18 protein-coding genes are annotated in these 19376 nt (G+C 53.7%); 13 read left to right on the top strand and 5 right to left on the bottom strand.

Annotated features, from left to right (window positions below; translation table 11 throughout):
- Positions 1 to 26: 26 nt before the first annotated feature.
- From ACYZTS_RS19090 to ACYZTS_RS19060, 7 genes are all read left to right on the top strand, one after another.
- Positions 27 to 3428 (top strand): LysM peptidoglycan-binding domain-containing protein, encoded by a 3402-nt coding sequence (locus tag ACYZTS_RS19090; RefSeq protein ID WP_461991251.1) that lies wholly within the window; start codon positions 27 to 29, stop codon positions 3426 to 3428.
- 17 nt (positions 3429 to 3445) lie between these two features.
- Complete coding sequence (locus tag ACYZTS_RS19085; protein ID WP_461991249.1) at positions 3446 to 4414, top strand: tetratricopeptide repeat protein; 969 nt, start codon at positions 3446 to 3448, stop codon at positions 4412 to 4414.
- A complete protein-coding gene (locus ACYZTS_RS19080; RefSeq protein WP_461991247.1) occupies positions 4411 to 5391 on the top strand; it encodes an SEL1-like repeat protein in 981 nt (326 codons plus the stop codon). Before ACYZTS_RS19085 ends, ACYZTS_RS19080 begins: the two co-directional genes overlap by 4 nt.
- 157 nt (positions 5392 to 5548) lie before the next feature.
- The gene (locus ACYZTS_RS19075) at positions 5549 to 6526 is read left to right on the top strand and encodes a tetratricopeptide repeat protein (protein WP_461991245.1); all 978 of its coding nucleotides are present in this window, start codon (positions 5549 to 5551) and stop codon (positions 6524 to 6526) included.
- A complete protein-coding gene (locus ACYZTS_RS19070) occupies positions 6523 to 7509 on the top strand; it encodes a tetratricopeptide repeat protein (RefSeq protein WP_461991244.1) in 987 nt (328 codons plus the stop codon). The genes ACYZTS_RS19075 and ACYZTS_RS19070 overlap by 4 nt, the downstream gene beginning before the upstream one ends.
- A gap of 72 nt (positions 7510 to 7581) precedes the next feature.
- On the top strand, positions 7582 to 8562 hold the full coding sequence (locus ACYZTS_RS19065; RefSeq protein WP_461991242.1) for a tetratricopeptide repeat protein: 981 nt from the start codon (positions 7582 to 7584) through the stop codon (positions 8560 to 8562).
- A gap of 184 nt (positions 8563 to 8746) precedes the next feature.
- Positions 8747 to 9013 carry a DUF2790 domain-containing protein gene (locus ACYZTS_RS19060; RefSeq protein ID WP_461991240.1) on the top strand — a complete coding sequence of 89 codons (267 nt, stop codon included), beginning with the start codon at positions 8747 to 8749 and terminating at the stop codon, positions 9011 to 9013.
- A gap of 24 nt (positions 9014 to 9037) precedes the next feature.
- Here ACYZTS_RS19060 and ACYZTS_RS19055 read toward each other — a convergent pair whose 3' ends face one another.
- Positions 9038 to 9307: a DUF1652 domain-containing protein gene (locus ACYZTS_RS19055; protein WP_461991238.1), complete on the bottom strand. Its 270-nt coding sequence runs from the start codon at positions 9305 to 9307 to the stop codon at positions 9038 to 9040.
- 304 nt (positions 9308 to 9611) lie between these two features.
- On the opposite strand from ACYZTS_RS19055, the gene eco reads away from it, so the two are divergent.
- Genes eco through ACYZTS_RS19040 form a run of 3 tightly spaced genes read left to right on the top strand, consistent with a single transcriptional unit; the run spans position 9612 to position 10775 of the window.
- Positions 9612 to 10094 carry a serine protease inhibitor ecotin gene (gene eco, locus ACYZTS_RS19050; RefSeq protein ID WP_461991236.1) on the top strand — a complete coding sequence of 161 codons (483 nt, stop codon included), beginning with the start codon at positions 9612 to 9614 and terminating at the stop codon, positions 10092 to 10094.
- An 18-nt stretch (positions 10095 to 10112) separates the two neighbouring features.
- Positions 10113 to 10418 (top strand): NIPSNAP family protein, encoded by a 306-nt coding sequence (locus ACYZTS_RS19045; protein WP_461991234.1) that lies wholly within the window; start codon positions 10113 to 10115, stop codon positions 10416 to 10418.
- Positions 10419 to 10457: 39 nt separating this feature from the next.
- Complete coding sequence (locus tag ACYZTS_RS19040; RefSeq protein ID WP_461991233.1) at positions 10458 to 10775, top strand: DUF2834 domain-containing protein; 318 nt, start codon at positions 10458 to 10460, stop codon at positions 10773 to 10775.
- A 75-nt stretch (positions 10776 to 10850) separates the two neighbouring features.
- On the opposite strand, the gene ACYZTS_RS19035 is transcribed toward ACYZTS_RS19040, so the two are convergent.
- Both ACYZTS_RS19035 and ACYZTS_RS19030 read right to left on the bottom strand, forming a co-directional pair.
- On the bottom strand, positions 10851 to 12002 hold the full coding sequence (locus tag ACYZTS_RS19035; protein ID WP_461991231.1) for a PQQ-dependent sugar dehydrogenase: 1152 nt from the start codon (positions 12000 to 12002) through the stop codon (positions 10851 to 10853).
- A 51-nt stretch (positions 12003 to 12053) separates the two neighbouring features.
- Positions 12054 to 12404: a hypothetical protein gene (locus ACYZTS_RS19030; RefSeq protein ID WP_461991229.1), complete on the bottom strand. Its 351-nt coding sequence runs from the start codon at positions 12402 to 12404 to the stop codon at positions 12054 to 12056.
- A gap of 207 nt (positions 12405 to 12611) precedes the next feature.
- On the opposite strand from ACYZTS_RS19030, the gene ku reads away from it, so the two are divergent.
- Entirely contained in the window at positions 12612 to 13496 is an 885-nt protein-coding gene (gene ku, locus ACYZTS_RS19025; protein ID WP_461991227.1) for a non-homologous end joining protein Ku, read from the top strand.
- Between the two features lie 159 nt (positions 13497 to 13655).
- On the opposite strand, the gene lpxO is transcribed toward ku, so the two are convergent.
- Positions 13656 to 14555, bottom strand: coding sequence for a lipid A hydroxylase LpxO (lpxO, locus tag ACYZTS_RS19020; protein ID WP_461991225.1), 900 nt, complete (start codon positions 14553 to 14555; stop codon positions 13656 to 13658).
- A 484-nt stretch (positions 14556 to 15039) separates the two neighbouring features.
- Between lpxO and ACYZTS_RS19015 the strand changes: the two genes are divergently transcribed.
- Complete coding sequence (locus tag ACYZTS_RS19015) at positions 15040 to 16629, top strand: ABC-F family ATPase (RefSeq protein ID WP_028620095.1); 1590 nt, start codon at positions 15040 to 15042, stop codon at positions 16627 to 16629.
- Between the two features lie 298 nt (positions 16630 to 16927).
- Positions 16928 to 18115 carry an MFS transporter gene (locus tag ACYZTS_RS19010; RefSeq protein ID WP_461991223.1) on the top strand — a complete coding sequence of 396 codons (1188 nt, stop codon included), beginning with the start codon at positions 16928 to 16930 and terminating at the stop codon, positions 18113 to 18115.
- A 107-nt stretch (positions 18116 to 18222) separates the two neighbouring features.
- On the opposite strand, the gene ACYZTS_RS19005 is transcribed toward ACYZTS_RS19010, so the two are convergent.
- Positions 18223 to 19257 carry an alpha/beta hydrolase family protein gene (locus ACYZTS_RS19005; RefSeq protein WP_461991221.1) on the bottom strand — a complete coding sequence of 345 codons (1035 nt, stop codon included), beginning with the start codon at positions 19255 to 19257 and terminating at the stop codon, positions 18223 to 18225.
- Between the last annotated feature and the right edge of the window lie 119 nt (positions 19258 to 19376).

Raw genomic sequence — 19376 nt, 5'->3', positions numbered from 1 at the left:
CGACGCACCAACAGAACGGAAGCACCATGGAAAATACCAACGACTCAGTCAAAGCCGCACCAACTGCAACAGCCGTCTCCCCAACTGCGCCCAATGCGGAAAGCGCTGCGGCAGTCGGCCCCGCGCCCATTGATCTCGGACCAAAGAAAGACTTCACGGAATCATGTGCGCCCGCGTTCAAGGATCAACCGAAGCCCTGCTCTAACACTTACGGCACGGCAATTTACGCGACGGAAGAAGAGGAATTCTGGTTATTGCCGGAGCGCGCTGCGTCGTCAATGAAAGAAGCGATGCACAAGCTGGAAAGCCAGATTGCACCGAGCAAATCCCGCGAAGCTCGCCTCAAGGGCCTCGACGACAGCGGGCTGCTCAACTACTTCCTGGAGCCGAAACTGAGCAACTTCCTCGAAGGCGAACAGCGTCAGCGCATGCAGGCGATTGAAGCTCAGGAACCGAATATCGAGATGGACCCGGGTATGGTCCTGCGCAGTCGCAAGGAAGTGAAACGCGCAAAGGAAACAGACGCGCCTAAAGCCGAAGCGCCGCACACCGACACTGCGCACTCACGACTGGATCAACTTCAAGCGGATATTGATACCCAGAACCGCATCAGGGATGACTACAGCGAGCTTCACAAGTTACGTAGTGAATGGCTGGAGTTAAAGAAAATCGCCATCGCAGCCGCTGTCGCCAGAGGGCACACCTACGAGAACGGCTCAGTGTTCGCGCCTGAAGCTATCGAAGCGCGTTCGCGGGTCCAGAATTACCTGGAAAAGCGTAATGCCTTGATCAGCGGCGACGGTATAAAGCCGCAGGCACAGGAAGATGTCGCGAAGCTGCTTGAAACCGACAAGAAAAAACGCGATGAACTGCAGAAATGCCTTTATACCTGCGAAGGCGATACCTACGCCTACTTGGCATGGAAGCACGGTGAGGCCAAGTCGTTCGCATATCATGAATACACCGACGCGATCATTAAAGTATCGGAGTACGGCATAGCCCTGCCCGAGTATGCGTTGATCAGTGGCGGTGACATTACAACGGGTATCGAGCAGTTCAAGTTGTACCTCGATACTGAAAAGAAGCAGTCGGAAATAAACGATCGACTGCGTGAAAAGTACAAGAACTGGATCGACGCAACTGGCCAGAATGCACAGGCCCCTGCCGGGCTGGTTCAGGCTGAACGCGCCGAGTGGGACCGTTTGCAACTGGTGAAGCAGGGACTACGAGAAAAAGCTCAACAAAACGTTGCCGCTGACGACATTCGTCGTCATCTGTTATGGGAGCCTGAGCAGTTCCAACCCCAACCAGTAAATCGCCTGGTCAAGGAAGGATTTCCGCTTCGGGAAGTCAGCACACTGGCGGCCAGCGGCACACCGTTGAAATGGTTCAGTTTGCTCAACCTCAAAGGTGCGCCGACACTGCTTGAAGAAGACCTGAAAAAGGCAGGTAAAAGCGCCAGCAAAGTTCTTGAAGGCATCCCTAAAAATGGGGACGGGGGTGCCGTCAAGAACAGTGCGCAAAAGGTCTTCGCCCAATGGTTGCAAAGCCAGGGCGCGTTCAAAATTGGTGACCAGGCCGGCGATTGGTTTGACGCCAATGGCTGGTTCAACGTCGACAAGTTCTACAGTCATCTGCAATCCAACGGCTATAAAGTGACTCAGCTGGAGGACGCCGGCGCACGCAGCGAATGGGGCGAGCACCTTAAGCAAGTTGTCTTCAAAAAGAGTGTTCGCGGTGAAGTGAGGCTTTTTGATAACAGCCCACAAGCGCAATTTGTCCGCTGCCTCGCGCCGCCGCAGAAGAAAGTGCATGGCGAGGTAAAACTCGAAGGTCCTGACTTCACGGCCGCAGAAGGTTTCCAGGCGTCCGCCAGTGCATCCCTGAGTTTCGACCTTGCGCGCGGCGAAGTGGAAATAATGAAAGTCGACATGCCAAAGCGTGAGGACGCCAAGGATGTGACCATCGATTATTACCTCGAAGGCAATCCTCAACTGCAAACACTGAACCTCGGCCGCTTGTCCTTCCACTTCGGAGCGCGAGCTTGGGGCTACGCGGGTGCATCGCTGATGCTGGCCGGCAGCATCGAACTGTCCCCTCTAAACGGCAATACCAAATACGGTGCGACACTGAGTCCGGTTAAACCCGCCCAGCGCGACGACGCCGAAGCCAAAGCTGAAAGGAAAGCCCACGAAGAGACCATTGCAGCCAAAGCCGCCAATAATGACACCAGCCCTACCCCGGAACTCGAACATAAGTCCAAGGCATTGACCGTTGTCGACACCAAGTCCAGCAGCAAAGTCTTGTCCGGCCGGGCCGCGAATGTACAAATCGAAAACGGCATGAAGGCCAACTTCAATTTGTTCGCTGGCGTCCAGGCTGGCATCGAACTGACCGGCGCCGTGAACTGGGCCCCGCCCAAAGCACTGGCGGCTTTAAGAGCAGGACCTTCCACAGGCATCAACAACAGCAAGGAAGCCACAAGCGCCAGCCAATGGCTGACGCTCGCCAACCTCACCGGTGGCCTCGGCGTAGCCTTCGGCGGAGGGTTGAAAGCTGATGCCGGTGTTTCGCTGGACAAAGGAAAATTCATCCTCAACCTCAAAGCTTCCGTGGTTCTGGGTCCTGGTGCGTCAGGCAGCTTCAAGTTTGAAGTGGGTTATGAAGCCGTTGTGGAGCTGATCAATATCTATCGACGGGAGTTGTACAAGGCCAAGGGAGCGTCGATTAGTTGGATCACACCGGAAGCGGCGGAACAGGCTTCGAGTTTGAATGCGCTGGGCGCGGTTGGGCTGGATGTCTCGATGATGTACATGATGGGCGTGGACGCGATCATGAGTCTTTATGAGGCGATGACTTCCAGCGGAAAAGGCGGACCCATTGCCCACACGATAATGACTTATCACAACCAAGAAGAACTGCAAGATTGGTTTACTGAAGCCACCCCCGCAGCACTAGGCCCGATATTAACAACACTAATCTCCGAGCCAGTGGCCTTTTCCGTCGTTAATATGTCGCGAGACAGAGCAGTGACCGCCGATGAAACGCAAAACTATCAGGAAGATGAGGCTCATCTGCTACAACAACTCGCAATTAGCAGCATAATAAACTGGATGAGTACCAACGCCACTTCATCTAATACCCTCGCAGAGGCACAACAGCAATTCGAAAATGCTTGTAAATGTATGAATAAGTTCGGCGAAATCGGCGAAAATCCAGGACAGAGCTACTGTGAAAATCGACACAGAATTGACAACTTTATGTCAGATCCCGTACTTAGATTTACTCGCAAAGACGGTGTTCAAGCTCGAGCATCTTACACGCGCGATAGTAAACGTTTAGGGCAGCGACTCGATTCATCTTGCGTGATTCACCTTCATCAAAATAGCTACGTACCGCGCAGTACAGTAAAATATATCGGCCCATAATTTCGGAAAAGACCAGAATGCCTGTCATCAAAAACTACTTTTTTGCGCTGCTAAGCCTTTTAACGTTACTTCAACCGGCTCACGCGTCCACACCAATTGAAGACAAAGAAAAAGGCATAATTCTTTACAACCAGTATAAAACCAACTTAGCACTACCTTTTTTAAAAAACGCTGCAAATTCCGGAGATGCTGAAGCTCAATATTTTTTGGGCCAAGCATTGCGAAACATTCATCAATACATAACAACTGAAGCTCAGAACGCCTATGAAGCATCTGCGCTTCAAGGCAACATATATTCAATGATCAGACTCGCCGGTTTGAAAGAAGACAATTGCATTCACTTGGGAAGTTGCCCGACAAACATAAAAAGTCCAGCCGAATGGAGAAAAGCGGCTCTAAATGCCGCAAAAGCAGGCGCAGCCAGTGGCAATGCGGAAACAATGTATTTACTGTTCCGGCTTACGGGCGACGATACATGGTTAAAAAAATCAGCCGAGAATGGATACGCGTTTGCTCAATACTTTTTAGGAACCGGATATCGTGATGGAAACGGTTTTTTTGCTCTTCCCTCCAGTAGAGCAGATAAGGTGGAAAGTCTAATGAAAGCTTCTGCGGAAGGCGGCTACCCCCCTGGAATGATGGCGTACGTGGAAGTTCTTGCCACCAAAAACGATTTTGAAGCAGCAAGATATTGGTATGTGAAGGCTGCCGAAGCAGGCTACGCACATGCTGTGTTCGGATACGGTTCTTCTCTATCCGAAAATCAGTCAGAGCTAGGATTTCCTTATGAGCCAGTTAAAGCATATGCGTTAATTTCCACGCTATTAGAACTTGATGGTGGCGGCGGGCTGATAAGATTCTCCAAGGAAATTTTGGCTGAATTAGCCCCTACCCTAACTACTAATCAGCTAGAACAAGCAGCTAAATTATCTAAAGAATGGAAAAACTCCCACCCTCCTCTTTCTTTCTTTCCCGATAAATTATGAAACTGTTACCTAAAAGCGAAGCCATCTTCGGTTTTATACTATTATGCATTTCGTCCTACTCGTCGGCGGAACTTTCACCAGACCAACGCATTGCCAAAGTGACTGGGATCACGCTCTACAATCAGTTTAAAGCAATTTCGGCAACACCATTTTTGAGGATTGCTGCAGACGCAGGTGATCCCGAAGCGCAATACTACTTAGGAGAGTCAATTCGTAAAAACAAGCGGTACATAACTTCTGAAGCCTACAGTGCCTATGAAGCTGCCGCACTCCAGGGTGATATTTACGCCATGATAAGATTGGCACAAGAAAAAAGTGATCTATGCGTAGCAATGAACAACTGCCCGAAAGGTCGAAAAAAGGCAGGCGAATGGGGGAGGATGGCGTTAGACGCAGCGACAGTCAAGGCTTCTGAGGGTGACGCAGAAGCGATGTATTTGCGATATGTAGTCACCGGCGATAAAAAATGGCTTGATAAGGCTGCTGAAAGCGGATTTGCATATGCTCAATATTTTTCAGGAGTAATGTATCGTCAGAGCCGAGGTTTTTTCATTACACCTTCAAAGCGGGCCGAAACTATCGAGAAGCTGATGAAAAGTTCTGCCGAAGGCGGTTATCCTCAAGGCATGCTGGAATACGGCGCGATATTGGCGGAAAAAAAAGATCTTCAGGGATATAGATTTTGGAATGAGAAAGCAGCAGCAACTGGATATGTTACGGCAGTCTTTTCCCATGGATGGAATTTAGGTAAAGAGCCTTCAGAGTTTGGATACACGTATGATTCAGTCAAATCTTACGCATTACTCAATGTATTACTTGAATTAGACGGTGGAGGAGGAATGCCCGATTATGTCAACTACATATTGCCAGGAATTTCGGCCAAAATGACCCAGCAACAGATAGAAGAAGCGAAGAACCTTTCAAAGCAATGGAAAGAAACGCATCCCCCGCTCTCGTTCTTTCCCGAAAAATTATGAGTAATCTACATTGCTTGTCGATGTAAATTTCTCGGTGTGTGATCAGACCAAACCTCACACCATATAAAATGGCACTGGACTTACCCCGTGCCGACGGAAAATATTCATGTTCCGAGATAAGATAAAGTTTATTGGTTGTTAACCAAGAGCACTAACCGTGAATAATGCAAACCAGAGACTGGTCTTCGCCCTTTTCGCCATTTTTTTAAGCTCCAATGTTTATGCGATTTCATCACAGCAGGTAGGTGAAGAAAAACAAAAAGGGATTGTCTTTTACAATCAATTCAAAATTTCTTCTGCGATAACTCATTTGAGTTTGGCTGCAGGAGCAGGAGACTCAGATGCTCAGTATTATTTGGGCGAATCTCTGCGAAGGAAAAAAAGATTTATCACGCTGGAAGCTCAAAAAGCTTATGAAGCATCAGCAATGCAAGGTAATGTTTACGCGATGATCAGACTTTCGCAAAGGGACAATGATCTCTGTAACACCATGAAAAACTGTCCAACAAGTCTGAAAGAACCACGCGAATGGCGTAAATTGGCTACGACTTCCACTGAAAAAAGGGCCGAGAATGGGGACGCAGATGCCATGTATTTGATGTTCTATATGACTGGCGAGAGTAAATGGCTCGAGTTATCTGCGGAGCACGGATACCCCTTCTCTCAATACTATTTGGCGACCGAATACCTTAGTGGAAAAGGATTGTTTATACTCCCATCCAAAAGAGCTGAAGCCGTCGAGCGCTACATGAAAGCTTCGGCTGAAGGAGGCTATCCATTAGGTATGATGGCTTACGCAGAGATACTCGCAAATAAAAAGGACTACGACGGTCTCAGGTCGTGGAATATCAAAGCTGCGGAAGCAGGATATGCAAGTGCAGTGTTTGGCTATGGTTCGTACTTATCCGAGAAGCCTTCACAATATGGATTTGAATATGACCCAATCAAATCATACGCCCTGATCTTCACATTACTCGAACTCGATGGCGGGGGCGGAATGAAAGACTACGCAAATGACATACTTCCTGGAATTGCAGCAAAATTGACTTCCGAACAAATTGAACAAGCAAAGCAGATGTCGAAAGAATGGAAAGCTAATCACCCTCCTCTTTCATATTTTCCAGACAAATTATGAAAAATCTTCGCAAAAAAGCGACGCAACTCGGAATAATGCTCCTGCCAGTTTCTCCGCACACCCCGGCTCAATTATCAGCGGAGCAAGAAGCTGCTAAATTGAACGGAATAGCTCTTTACAATCAACACAAAGCCATCAGTGCAATGCCCTTTCTCAGAACTGCAGCTGAGGGTGGAGACGCTGAGGCGAGGTACTATCTGGCCGAAGCCATTCGAAAAAACAAGCGATACATAGACGCGGCGGCCAAGGAAGCCTATGAGGCTTCCGCCGAGCAAGGAAATATCTACGCCATGATTCGACTGGGTGAGATGGACTCTGATCTGTGTGTGGCGATGAACAACTGCTCCAAAAGCCGAAGGACGCCTCAAGAGTGGATAGCAACCGCAAAATCGACGGCATTGGCACAGGCCTCCGAACACAATGCAGAATCGATATATTTGCTTTACGAATTGACTGGCGAGAAAACATGGCTTGAGCAATCAGCTGAAAACGGATTTGCACTGTCGCAATATCTTCTAGCGACTGAGTACCGTGAAGGTAATGGTTTTTTCATCACCCCCTCACGCAGGGCGGATGCTGTCGAACGCTGGATGAAAGCTTCTGCAGAAGGAGGGTATCCGAGAGCGATGACCAGTCTTACAGCAGTTTTGTTTGAGAAAAATGACTTGGAAGGCGCGAGAAATTGGAGCGAGCGGGCCGCATCGACAGGATATGTCGAGGCTGTGTTTAACTACGCCTATTACTTATCGGGCGAAAATACTGATTTCGGTTTTCCCGTGAACCTCGTGCGATCCCATGCGCTGCTCTCGCTATTCTCTGAGCTCGATGGTGGAGGCGGCGCGAAGGAAGACGCAGACTATCTCATAGCCAAATTTAGAAGCTCGATGAGTCCGGCGCAGTTGGATGAGGCAGGCAAGATGGCGTCGCAGTGGAAAGAAAATCACCCGGCGCTTTCTTATTTTCCGTTTAAATTGAGTCGTTAAGCGAGCGCTCGTCGATACTGATTACCGAATACTAGAAACGGTGGAGTCATGATTAGATTATCCAGGTAAGCTATGAAAATATTGCCTCAGAGCGCTGTAATTTTTGGATTGATTTGCTTAATAGTTTCGCCATCTACTTTGGCCGGGCTTACCCCAGATCAAGAAATTGCTAAGACAACTGGAATCGCTCTCTTTAACCAGTACAAAGCGATTTCCGCGGTTCCTCACCTCAAGATCGCTGCCCACGCGGGTGACCATGAAGCGCAATACTACCTTGGGGAGGCGATTCGGAATAACAAGAGATACATGACTACGGAAGCACAGACCGCGTATGAGGCTTCTGCCGCAATTGGTGACGTATATTCGATGATCAGGCTTGGTCAAGCATCCGACGACCTGTGCGTCAAGATGAATAACTGTCCCAAAGCACAGAGAACTCCGAAACAATGGATGGACCTGGCCAATAAAACCGCAAATCAAGGAGTCGAGCGAGGGAATGCAGAATCCATGTATTTGATGTACAAGATAACTGGCGATGATGAATGGATCGAAAAATCAGCGGAGAATGGATTCGCGCTTGCTCAGTTCCGCTTAGCTACAAAGTATCAGGAAGGTGGTGGGGTTTTCCTGCTTCGTGGCCAGCGCGCTGACGCTATCGAGCGCTGGATGAAAGCCTCTGCAGAAAATGGGTATCCACCTGGCATGATGGGACTTGCCGCAATATACATTGAAAATAAAGATCTCAAGAATTTCAGACTATGGAACGAAAAGGCTGCCAATACTGGCTATGTCGAAGCAGTCTTCGGCTATGGATCTTATTTGGGAGATGACCAATCCGCGTTTGGATTTGTACAAAATCTAGTTAAATCCTATGCATTGCTTTCACTACTGTATGAGCTTGATGGCGGAGGCAACGTGCGAAGGGACGTTGATGACGTACTACCCGAAATTGCCAAGAAGATGGCACCAGCACAAATAGATGAAGCGAAGTCATTGTCCATGCATTGGAAACAAACTCACCCCCCACTGTCCTTCTTTCCCGACAAGCTATAACTGCAAATTTGCGTTTCAACCGACTCAATCACCCGCACCACAAACAACATCCCGTCCGTTAACCACAGCTTAACCTCCCGGCCCAAAAATCCCTTGGACCGCACGCCACAGAGCTGTCTGACGCCCAGTGCGGCACACCCGACTCACCGTCGAGGTGACTCATTGTCCGCAATGGAGAACGTTCATGAACATGCGCGCTTTGCTCATCCCCGCCGCGCTCGCCTGCGCCTTGGCCGTAGGTGCGGCAAACGCTGCAGAAGACGTCTCGCCCAGCGCAGCGTCGTATCGATACGGAATGCCGTTGCAGGTGGCCAGGGTCATTTCCCTGACCGAGACGTCCACGGTGGAATGTGAAGTGGTGTCGGCCAATATGAAATACATCGATTCCGCCGGCCGACCTGCGGAGATCACTTATCGCAAACTGTCCGAAGCATGCCGGCTGCAAAACTGACTGAGATGCAGCGTCAGCGTGCAGTTACAGCGCGCGCCTGCTCGGGTGCAGAAGCTGAGCGTTCGTCTGACGCAGCAAGTCGGTGCGCAGCCCAGCAATGAGTTCGCTGATCGCGCGGCTGCTGGTCAGCGTGCTGGCATCGATACCGGTGACCAAGAGGTCGACCTGTTCAGTTCGCATGTCTGCAAACACTTTGACCGTCATCTGCTGGTCGGGTGACAACGTGCATTGGCAGCGTTTCGGTAAAAAACCGGTTTCAACAATGTTGCGAATTTCCAAGGCAGACAGAAACATGGCAGTACTCTCCTAAATGTGAGATAGCCAATTAATGATCAATGCTGGCTCTGTATAAATCCGGTCAGCTTCAACAGACATCTACAGCATAAAACATGCCTCAATTCCTGCGCTGCAGCTCATCGGCGAATCAAGGACTTAGCGAAATCACCCATCGAGTGCCTCATGCAATTTGCAAGATAGGCTTCGATTCTCATGCATTTTGCAAACCCGTCACTCTCGTTTGCATTGGCAGCAAACGGCAGTGAGAATGCAGTCTGTCAGTTCAGTATCCGCTGACCTCACTTACATGCAAGGAGGCAACATGGGTTCACTGACCTGTGTCACTACCGTTGGGCTGATCGCTACGGCGCTGTCCTCATTCGCTGACGCCGCGCCGCTTGAAAAATTTGCTCCATTCCCCAAGCCTGAGGATGGCTTCACCCGCCAGGTCATTCATCTCGCTCCACAAACCCGGGAAGACAGTTTTCAGGTCGAGATCCTTGCCGGCAAAACGCTTACCGTAGATTGCAACCGACAGCGCCTGGGCGGCATGCTTGAGGAAAAGAATCTCGAGGGTTGGGGTTATCCGTTCTACCGGTTGGAAACGGTTATCGGGCCGATGAGCACTCAAATGGCCTGTCCCGATGGCGAACGTAAGCAAGACTTCGTGCCGGTAGTGGGTGACGGCTTTATGTTGCGCTACAACAGCAAGTTGCCGATTGTTGTTTATGCACCCAAGGACGTCGAGGTTCGTTACCGAATTTGGTCGGCTTCGGAAACAGTCGAGAAAGCCGTTCAGGAATAATCTAAGGGTGCGCTCGATTTGATTACCTGCCATGTCAAATATGTGATCGACCCCTATCAACTGCCGGAATTCGAGGCCTACGCAAAAGCGTGGCTGCGTATTGTGGAGCGTCTCGGCGGCACGCATCACGGATACTTCTTGCCCTCCGAAGGAGCGAGCAATATTGCTTACTGCCTGTTCAGTTTTCCTTCTCTGGCGGACTATGAAAGTTACCGGCACATCACGATGACTGACACGGAAAGTACCGCGTTGGTGGCGTTGTTAGTCGAGAAGAAGTTTATCGTCAGTTATGAACGCACTTTTCTACGGCCGTTGATAGCCTGACATGGAACTGCAAATCCATTTAAACCAAGGAAGGTCATCATGAAATCTGTCGCCCTGCCCCTGCTCGCTTTGATCGCATTCTCTGGTTATACCCTTTCGGTAATGCTTCAGGCGGAGCAGTCGCTGATTGATTTTGGCATTAGCTTGATGTCGCGGCCTGATACTGCGCAGGTGGTGATCGATCTGTATTTGCTGGCGACTCTGGCGGGGATCTGGATGTACAGGGATGCGCGCAAGCGTGGGCACTCGGGTTGGTCTGTGTTGCCTTATCTGTTGATCACGGCTGTTTTTGTGTCAGTTGGGCCGTTGCTGTATCTGGTGGTTCGGGGCTGGCGGGAGCGGGAGTTGCGCGGGTGATTTAACTTGGATTGACGGCTGCTGGGCAGCCGGACGCAGGCTGCGCCAGCTGCTACAGAGGATCGCGTGTTGGTGCTATTTCAGGCCGACTTTGAGTAGCTCGCCGTCGTCATCATCGGTCAGCACGTACAAATAACCATCCGGCCCCAGGCGCACGTCGCGGATGCGTTTGTTGAGTTCCCCCATCAAGCGTTCCTCGTGCACTACGCGGTCGCCATCGAACTGCAAACGGATCAGCTCCTGGGTGACCAGCGCTCCGATGAATACGTTGTGCTGCCATGGCTTGAAGCGGTCGGCGTCGTAGAATGCCATGCCGCTCAGGCCGGGAGATTTTTCCCAAACGTGATGCGGGGCGACGGTGCCCTCGGCCGTTTTGCCACTGGCTTCGGGTATCGGCTGGCCGGAATAGTTGATGCCGTGGGTTGCCGTCGGCCAGCCATAGTTCTTGCCGCGTTCGATGATGTTGATTTCGTCACCGCCACGAGGGCCATGCTCGTTTTCCCAGAGCACTCCGGTCCATGGATTAAGCGCGGCGCCTTGCGGATTGCGCTGGCCGTATGACCAGATTTCCGGGCGTATGCCGTTCTGACCGACGAAAGGATTGTCGTCGGGCACCTTGCCGTCCGGGTAAATGCGCACCACTTTGCCTTGCAGCTTGTCGAGGTCCTGCGCCGTCGGCCGGTCGTTGTTTTCACCCAGGACGATAAACAGATAGCTATCGCGGTCAAACACCAGCCGTGACCCGAAATGATTGCCGACCGAGAGCTTGGGCTCCTGGCGGAAGATCACTTTGAAGTTCTTCAGCGTCTTCAAGTCTTCAGACAATTGCCCGCGACCGACCGCTGTGCCGGCCTTGTCGCCAGCACCGCCACCTTCGGCATAAGACAGATACACCGTGCGGTCCTGCTTGAAGTCCGGTGAAAGAACCACGTCGAGCAAACCGCCCTGCCCCTTGGCCCAGACTTTCGGCACGCCTTCCAGTGGCGCAGAGAGCTTGCCATCTGCGCTGACCACGCGCAGGTTGCCGGGACGCTCAGTAATCAGCATGCCCTGTTGATCGGGCAAAAACGCCAAGGCCCACGGGTGATCGAGGCCCTTGGCAATTTGGGTAACTTCGAGCGTCCCCTGTTCGCTTTTCAATTCCTGGGTCGACGCCGCAAGAACCGGCGCTGCAGTGGTGATCAGTGCGCTGGCGCAGAATGTGGCCAGAAGGGTTTTACGCAACATGCACGATTCCTTTTGTCGTCAAAATGGCTAACAAAGCTTTATGCCCTGGGATCAACGGTTGCCGGTGGGTGCATCTCGGTGCGGTGGATTGGAAATGAATTTCGGCGGGCTGACGGGCGCCGAGCGGTCTTGCGGGTAGCGATTTCCGATGCCGCCATTGTCGAGCGTTGGCGGTCGCGGCACGGGCACGGTGTTCGGCCCGCGAATCACCGGCGCGCTCGGTTGAGTGCCTTGCATGCTGTTGGGATTGGCCCGACGAATCGGGCTGTTGTACGGATTGCCGGCATTGCCCGTCGGGCTTTGCGCCAATAACAGGGGCGACGTGGCGACCTCAGCCTGCGCGGAATGACTCAGCACGCCACTCAACGTCAACACGCCAAGGCCAAGCATTATTCGATTCATGGCAACCTCTCTGTAGGCTCACATCAACAGCATGCCTTTCGATAGCACGCTACGCCGAGGGTTCGGATTTGTTAACCCAAACCTGTCCAGCAAGATGTAACACCCTTTGACCGTACCGCTGATCCGCCCGTATAGCTTGGGGTAAAGCCGCTGAAACTTTTTCCCGCGAGCGCCGGTCACCTGATCATCACTTGCGAGTAGACGACGATGCCACGTGCAATCTGGAAAGGCGCAATCAGTTTCGGACTGGTCCATATCCCTGTGGCGCTGGTTTCAGCGACGTCATCTCAGGGGGTGGATTTTGACTGGCTCGATGGCCGCAGCATGGACCCGGTGGGCTATAAAAGGGTGAACAAGGTCACGGGCAAGGAAATCGACAAGGAGAACATCGTCAAGGGCGTCCAGTATGAGAAAGGTCGCTACGTGGTGCTCAGTGAAGATGAGATCAAATCGGCGCACCCGCTATCCACCCAAACCATCGACATTTTCTCGTTCGTCGACAGCGAACAGATCCCGTTACAAAACATCGAAAAACCTTATTATCTGGCCCCGGACAAGCGCGGTGGCAAGGTGTACGCCCTGCTGCGTGAAACCCTGAAACAAACCAATAAGGTCGCCCTCGCCAATGTAGTGATACATACAAAGCAGCATTTGGCGGCATTGATGCCGCTGGAAGACTCGATGGTGTTGGTAATGCTGCGCTGGCCGGAGGAAGTGCGAAGCCTCGACACGCTGGAACTGGGCAGCGACGTCAAGGACGTGAAACTGGCCAAGGGTGAGCTGGAGATGGCCAAGCGGCTAGTGGATGACATGGCCGGCGACTGGAGCCCTGAAGATTACCGGGACAGCTTCGGAGACAAGATCATGGCGTTGGTGGAGAAAAAGGCCAACGAAGGCAAAATCGAGGATGTGGAGACCGTGTCGGGCCAGGAGGAGCGCAAGACGGCGGATGTTATCGATTTGACCGAGCTGCTTAAACGCAGCCTTGGGGGCAAGGCACCGGCCAAACCGGCGGCGAAGGGTAAAGCGGCGGCGAAGACGACTGAGAAAGCGGCTCCGGCGAAGAAGGCTTCGAAGCGCTCCAGTGGTTGATGAGTTGTTGGATGGCCGCGGGTTTTGAGGTGAATCTCGGGGCCTCTTCGCGAGCAGGCTCGCTCCCACATTGGCTCTGTATGCGCCGCGAGTTCTTTGTTGGAGCGGGTTTGCGCTGTGCGGCATTCCGAATACGGCGTCACTAACGCAGTAGGCCAATTAGATCCAGACAAAAATCGCCAACAACCCGGCAAAGATCGCCCACTTCTCCAGGTAATACAGTTTGCGATTACGCTTCTTCAGCGCTTTGCCACGCAGACGGATCTTGTAGATTTTCGCGAACAGGCGATTCAGTCCGCCAGTCTTGTCGCCGACATCGTTCGGTGCGCCGGCTGCCGACATCACATTCCGGCTGAACCAACGATTGAACGCCGCCGCCCAGCGGTATTTCATCGGCCGCTCAATGTCGCAAAACAGGATGATCCGGTTTTGCTGGGTGGCGTTTTCCGCGTAATGAATGAAGGTCTCGTCGAAGATCACCGCTTCACCGTCACGCCAGTGATAATTTTCACCGTCAACGTTGATGTAGCAACCCGCGTCGTTGGGCGTGTCCAGGCCTAAGTGATAGCGATAGGAGCCCGCGTACGGATCGCGGTGGCGCACCAGTTTCGAGCCCGGCGGCAATTCGGCAAACATTGCGGCCTTGATCGAACCGATGCTCTGGACCAGTTCGGTGGTGCGCGGGCACAGCTTCATCGCCGAAGGATGGCTGTCGCCGTACCACTTCAGATAAAAACGCTTCCAGCCGGTTTTGAAGAAGGAGTTGAAGCCGACGTCATCGTATTGATTCGAGCGCTTGATCTCGCCCGCCTGCAGCAGGTTCTGCCCTTCTGCGCGGATCTCTTCCCAGTGGATTTGCAATGGGCTGAGGTCCGGAAAATCGGCCGGGTCGAGGTAAGGCCGGTTGGGAATTTTCGAGCACAGATACAGGAAGCAATTGATCGGCGCGAGGAACGTCGAGTGATCACTCAGCTGTCGGCCCAGCTTGTGGCGCACGCGACCGCGCAGATGGACGTAAGCGATCGAAACAACATAAATAGCAGCGATGATCAGTTTCAAGGAAATCGTCACACGTCAGAAGTGAACAAACTGCGCCTCTTCCGGCCATTCGCCCGAGGCTTGAGCAGCGTCTGAATCGATCCAGCGTTCCTGAAGCGCGTCCTTGAGCTATGCCGACCACCGGCATCAGGGGAAAGATGGCATTTTAGTCACAATCTGTAACCTATGGTTAACCTTCAAATGTGAAAATCTGTCCACTCATGCCGCCAATGCTCACGTGCGGCCTTAACGCCCTATCGTTTAAAGAGCCAGACCAGTACAATCGCCGCCAAACATTATGCGCCTCCCTTGGTTGATGACGGTTTGAAACGTCTTCAGCGCACTTTGACTCGGGCCAAGCGCACCTCATGCTGCTGTCCACTTATTGCCAGATGGACCTTCCGCTTCTGACCGGGATGCATTTCCCGTGGTCCGGAAAGCGGACACGGGTACTGAATCGGTACTGCCGCAACCCGATACTCTGAATGCTTCACAGGAAAAACCTTTGATCTCTACAGCTAACATCACGATGCAATTCGGCGCCAAGCCGCTCTTCGAAAACGTTTCGGTAAAATTCGGCGCGGGCAACCGCTACGGTTTGATCGGCGCGAACGGTTGCGGCAAGTCGACGTTCATGAAAATCCTCGGTGGCGACCTCGAGCCGTCCGGCGGCCAGGTCATGCTCGAGCCGAACGTGCGTCTGGGTAAATTGCGTCAGGACCAGTTCGCTTACGAAGAATTCACCGTGATCGACACCGTGATCATGGGTCACGAAGAGCTGTGGAAGGTCAAAGCCGAGCGCGACCGTATCTACTCGCTGCCGGAAATGACCGAAGAAGACGGCATGGCCGTCGCGGAACTGGAAACCGAGTTCGCCGAGATGGACGGCTACACCGCCGAGTCCCGTGCCGGTGAATTGTTGCTGGGCCTGGGTATCGGCATCGAGCAGCACTTCGGCCCGATGAGCGAAGTGTCGCCGGGCTGGAAACTGCGCGTATTGCTCGCGCAGGCTCTGTTCTCCGATCCGGAAGTGCTGTTGCTCGATGAACCGACCAACCACCTGGACATCAACACCATTCGCTGGCTGGAAAACATCCTGACCCAGCGCTCCAGCCTGATGATCATCATCTCTCACGACCGTCACTTCCTGAACAGCGTGTGCACCCACATGGCTGACCTGGATTACGGCGAGCTGCGCCTGTTCCCGGGCAACTACGACGAGTACATGACCGTGGCGACCCAGTCCCGCGAGCAGCTGCTGTCGGACAACGCCAAAAAGAAAGCGCAGATTTCCGAACTGCAATCGTTCGTCAGCCGCTTCTCGGCCAACGCCTCGAAAGCCAAACAGGCCACTTCCCGTGCCAAGGCGATCGACAAGATCCAGCTGGCCGAGGTCAAGCCTTCGAGCCGCGTGAGCCCGTTCATCCGTTTCGAACAAACCAAGAAGCTGCACCGCCAGGCGGTCATCGTTGATCGTATGGCCAAAGGTTTCGACGGCAAGACGTTGTTCAAGGATTTCAGCTTCCAGGTTGAAGCGGGCGAGCGTGTGGCGATCATCGGCCCGAACGGTATCGGCAAAACCACCCTGCTGCGCACCCTGGTCAACGAACTGACCCCGGATGCCGGCACCGTCAAGTGGACCGACGCCGCGGAACTGGGTTATTACGCTCAGGACCACGCCCACGATTTCGAAGACGACTGCAACCTGTTCGACTGGATGGGCCAGTGGACTCAGGGCGGCGAACAAATCGTTCGCGGCACCTTGGGCCGCATGCTGTTCTCCAACGACGAGATCCTCAAGTCGGTCAAGGTCATCTCCGGTGGTGAACAGGGTCGCATGCTGTTCGGCAAACTGATCCTGCAGAAGCCGAACGTGCTGATCATGGACGAACCGACCAACCACTTGGACATGGAATCCATCGAGGCGCTGAACCTGGCGCTGGAGAACTACCCGGGCACGCTGATCTTCGTCAGCCATGACCGTGAGTTCGTATCGTCGTTGGCGACCCGCATCATCGAGTTGAGCCCTAGCGGCGTGATCGACTTCAGCGGTACGTATGACGATTACCTGCGTAGCCAGGGTGTGGTGTTCTAAGATCAGCTTTTCGTTTCAAGCTGAAAGCTGCAAGTCAAAGCCCTGTCCTGGTGACAGGGCTTTTTGCGTTTGATGGCCAAGGAATGCGTTGGTGCAGGAACCTTCGCGAGCAAGCCCGCTCCCACATTTGGAATGCGCTCCCGTGTGGGAGCGGGCTTGCTCGCGAAGAGGCCCTCAATAACCCCGTAGAATTCGAAGCCCGGCGCCAGGCAGCAACCAATATAGTTAGCCTGCTTTCCTTTATCTCCCTCCCACGCCATGATGCTGTTCTCCCACCGCCGCCCGCGAAAGAGCCCTCATGTCCGTGCAGCAACTGCCTACGCCGAGTTCCATGGCGATCACTCTGCAGATCGTCTCCATCGTCTTCTATACCTTTATTGCTTTCATCTGCATCGGACTGCCGATTGCGGTGTTGCCGGGGTATGTCCACGAACAACTCGGATTCAGCGCAGTTGTTGCCGGATTGACGATTGGCTCGCAGTACCTGGCGACTCTGCTCAGTCGACCGATGGCCGGGCGGATGTCGGACAGCCTCGGCACCAAGCGTGCGATTGTTTACGGCTTGTCGGGGATTGTACTGAGTGGCGTGTTGACGCTGTTGTCGGTGATGCTGCAAAGCCTTCCGCTGCTGAGCCTGCTGATTCTGATCGCCGGCCGTTTGTTGCTGGGAATTGCGCAGGGTTTGATCGGGGTCGGCACTATCAGTTGGTGCATGGGCCAGGTCGGGGTCGAACACACGGCGCGCTCCATTTCATGGAACGGCATTGCCGCCTATGGCGCGATTGCAATCGGAGCGCCGCTGGGCGTGGTGATGGTCGGGGAATTGGGCTTCATGAGCCTGGGCATCGCTCTGTCGCTACTGGCCCTGTTCGCACTACTACTGATCCGTAACAAACCCTCGGTGCCGGTGGTTCGCGGCGAGCGGCTGCCCTTCTGGGCGGTGTTCGGCCGCATCGCGCCGTTTGGCGCCGGCTTGAGCCTGGCGTCGATCGGCTACGGCACCCTGACCACTTTCATCACGTTGTATTACTTGAGTCGTGGCTGGACGGGGGCCGCGTATTGCCTGACGGTGTTCGGCATCTGTTTCATTCTGGCGCGGCTGCTGTTCATCTCGAGCATCAGCCGTTTCGGCGGCTTCACCACAGCGATAGCCTGCATGAGCATCGAAACCGTCGGCCTGGTGCTGCTGTGGCTGGCGCCCTCAACCGGGTTCGCTCTGATAGGTGCGGGCCTCGCCGGTTTTGGCTTGTCGCTGGTGTACCCGGCGCTTGGGGTCGAGGCGATCAAGCAAGTCCCTACCTCCAGCCGTGGCGCGGGGCTGAGCGCCTATGCGGTGTTCTTCGATCTGGCACTGGCGATTGCCGGTCCGCTGATGGGCGCCGTAGCGTTGAATATGGGCTATTCGTGGATTTTCTTCAGCGCGGCGTTATTGTCGGTGACAGGGTTGGGCTTGACCTTGGTACTGAAACGCCGCGCGATGGCCTGATCGACACGCAATCTGTAGGAGCCGGCTTGCTGGCGATAGCGCCTTCGAGCACGCCATCGCCAGCAAGCCGGCTTCTACAGGGCTCAGGCAGGCCGAGATATCGCGATCTATTGATCAGCAGTTTGCAGACCGGCTCGGTTGGGTTTGCCGAGCGCATGAGCAAAAAACCGCCCAGCCTCGGTAATCATCGTCCGGTGAATGTCCTTTCGATCAACGCCATCCGCATCGGTGCATAGCGCCGGCATCGCGGCAATCTGCTCTTCATTGCACGGCGCCATGAACACAAAGTGCCCTGCCCCCGCGAGCAATTTGAAATCCGGGGCGATCGGCAGTTTGCGCGCCAGCGCTGCGGCGTTCTTGTCGAAGGCCACCAACTTGTCGCCGTCGCCGCTATACAACAGCACCGGCACGTGCACATCGGCCAGGGTATGCCGGCCGAACTTGAGGCTCAGCGGCGCCATCAACAGTAGAGCGCGAACGCGCGGATCCGCCACCGGTTGCAGGTCATCGCGATCGGCAATCAGCTCACCCTGAGTGTTACAGGCATCCTGATCGTCTGGACGCTCCCTGCAATACTGGCGCAGACGCTCCAGATCAGGCGTCGCGCCCGACAGAATCAACGCCGTCTCGCCGCCCGCCGAATAACCAATGACACCGACCTGATCGGCATTGACAAATGGTGCGAGCATGCGGTCACCCAGCGTTGCGGTGATCGCTTCAGATATCTGGATGGGCCGACCGTAAAGATTGCTCAAAGTACCGAGGCGGCTGTGGTCTTGGGAGTTATCGCCCGGATGAATCACTGCTACCACGACAAATCCCTTGCGCGCGAGTGAGGTAGCCAGGTCGTGCAGTGCCAGCGGCGTTCCAGTGTTGCCATGGGACAACATCAGCAGCGGGAAACGGCCGATGGCGACCCGCACGTCTTCGCCCGCCTCCACTTCGTAACCCTCAAGCCTGCTGACGTGTTCGCGGGCGCTGGAAGGATAGAACGCGATGGCACGCATCGGTTGCAAATCCAGCGGATCGAGCACACTCATCTCATGGAAACCGACGCTCCAGTGATGCCCAGCTGGCGCGGCGCGCACAGAATTAACGCTGCCGAGCAGGCACATCAGCAGAACCGCACAAATACGCAGCATCGATGCAACACCCCGTTACCTGACCGAAGACCTTGGTTCCGGACTGCATACCCCGCGCCAGCACCAGTAATGGCCAGAAACAAAAAACTCCGCATCTGCCACTTGCGTGACCAGAGTAC

It is taken from the genome of Pseudomonas sp. TMB3-21 (assembly GCF_054898145.1).
This window is presented reverse-complemented; position numbering and strand designations above follow the sequence as displayed.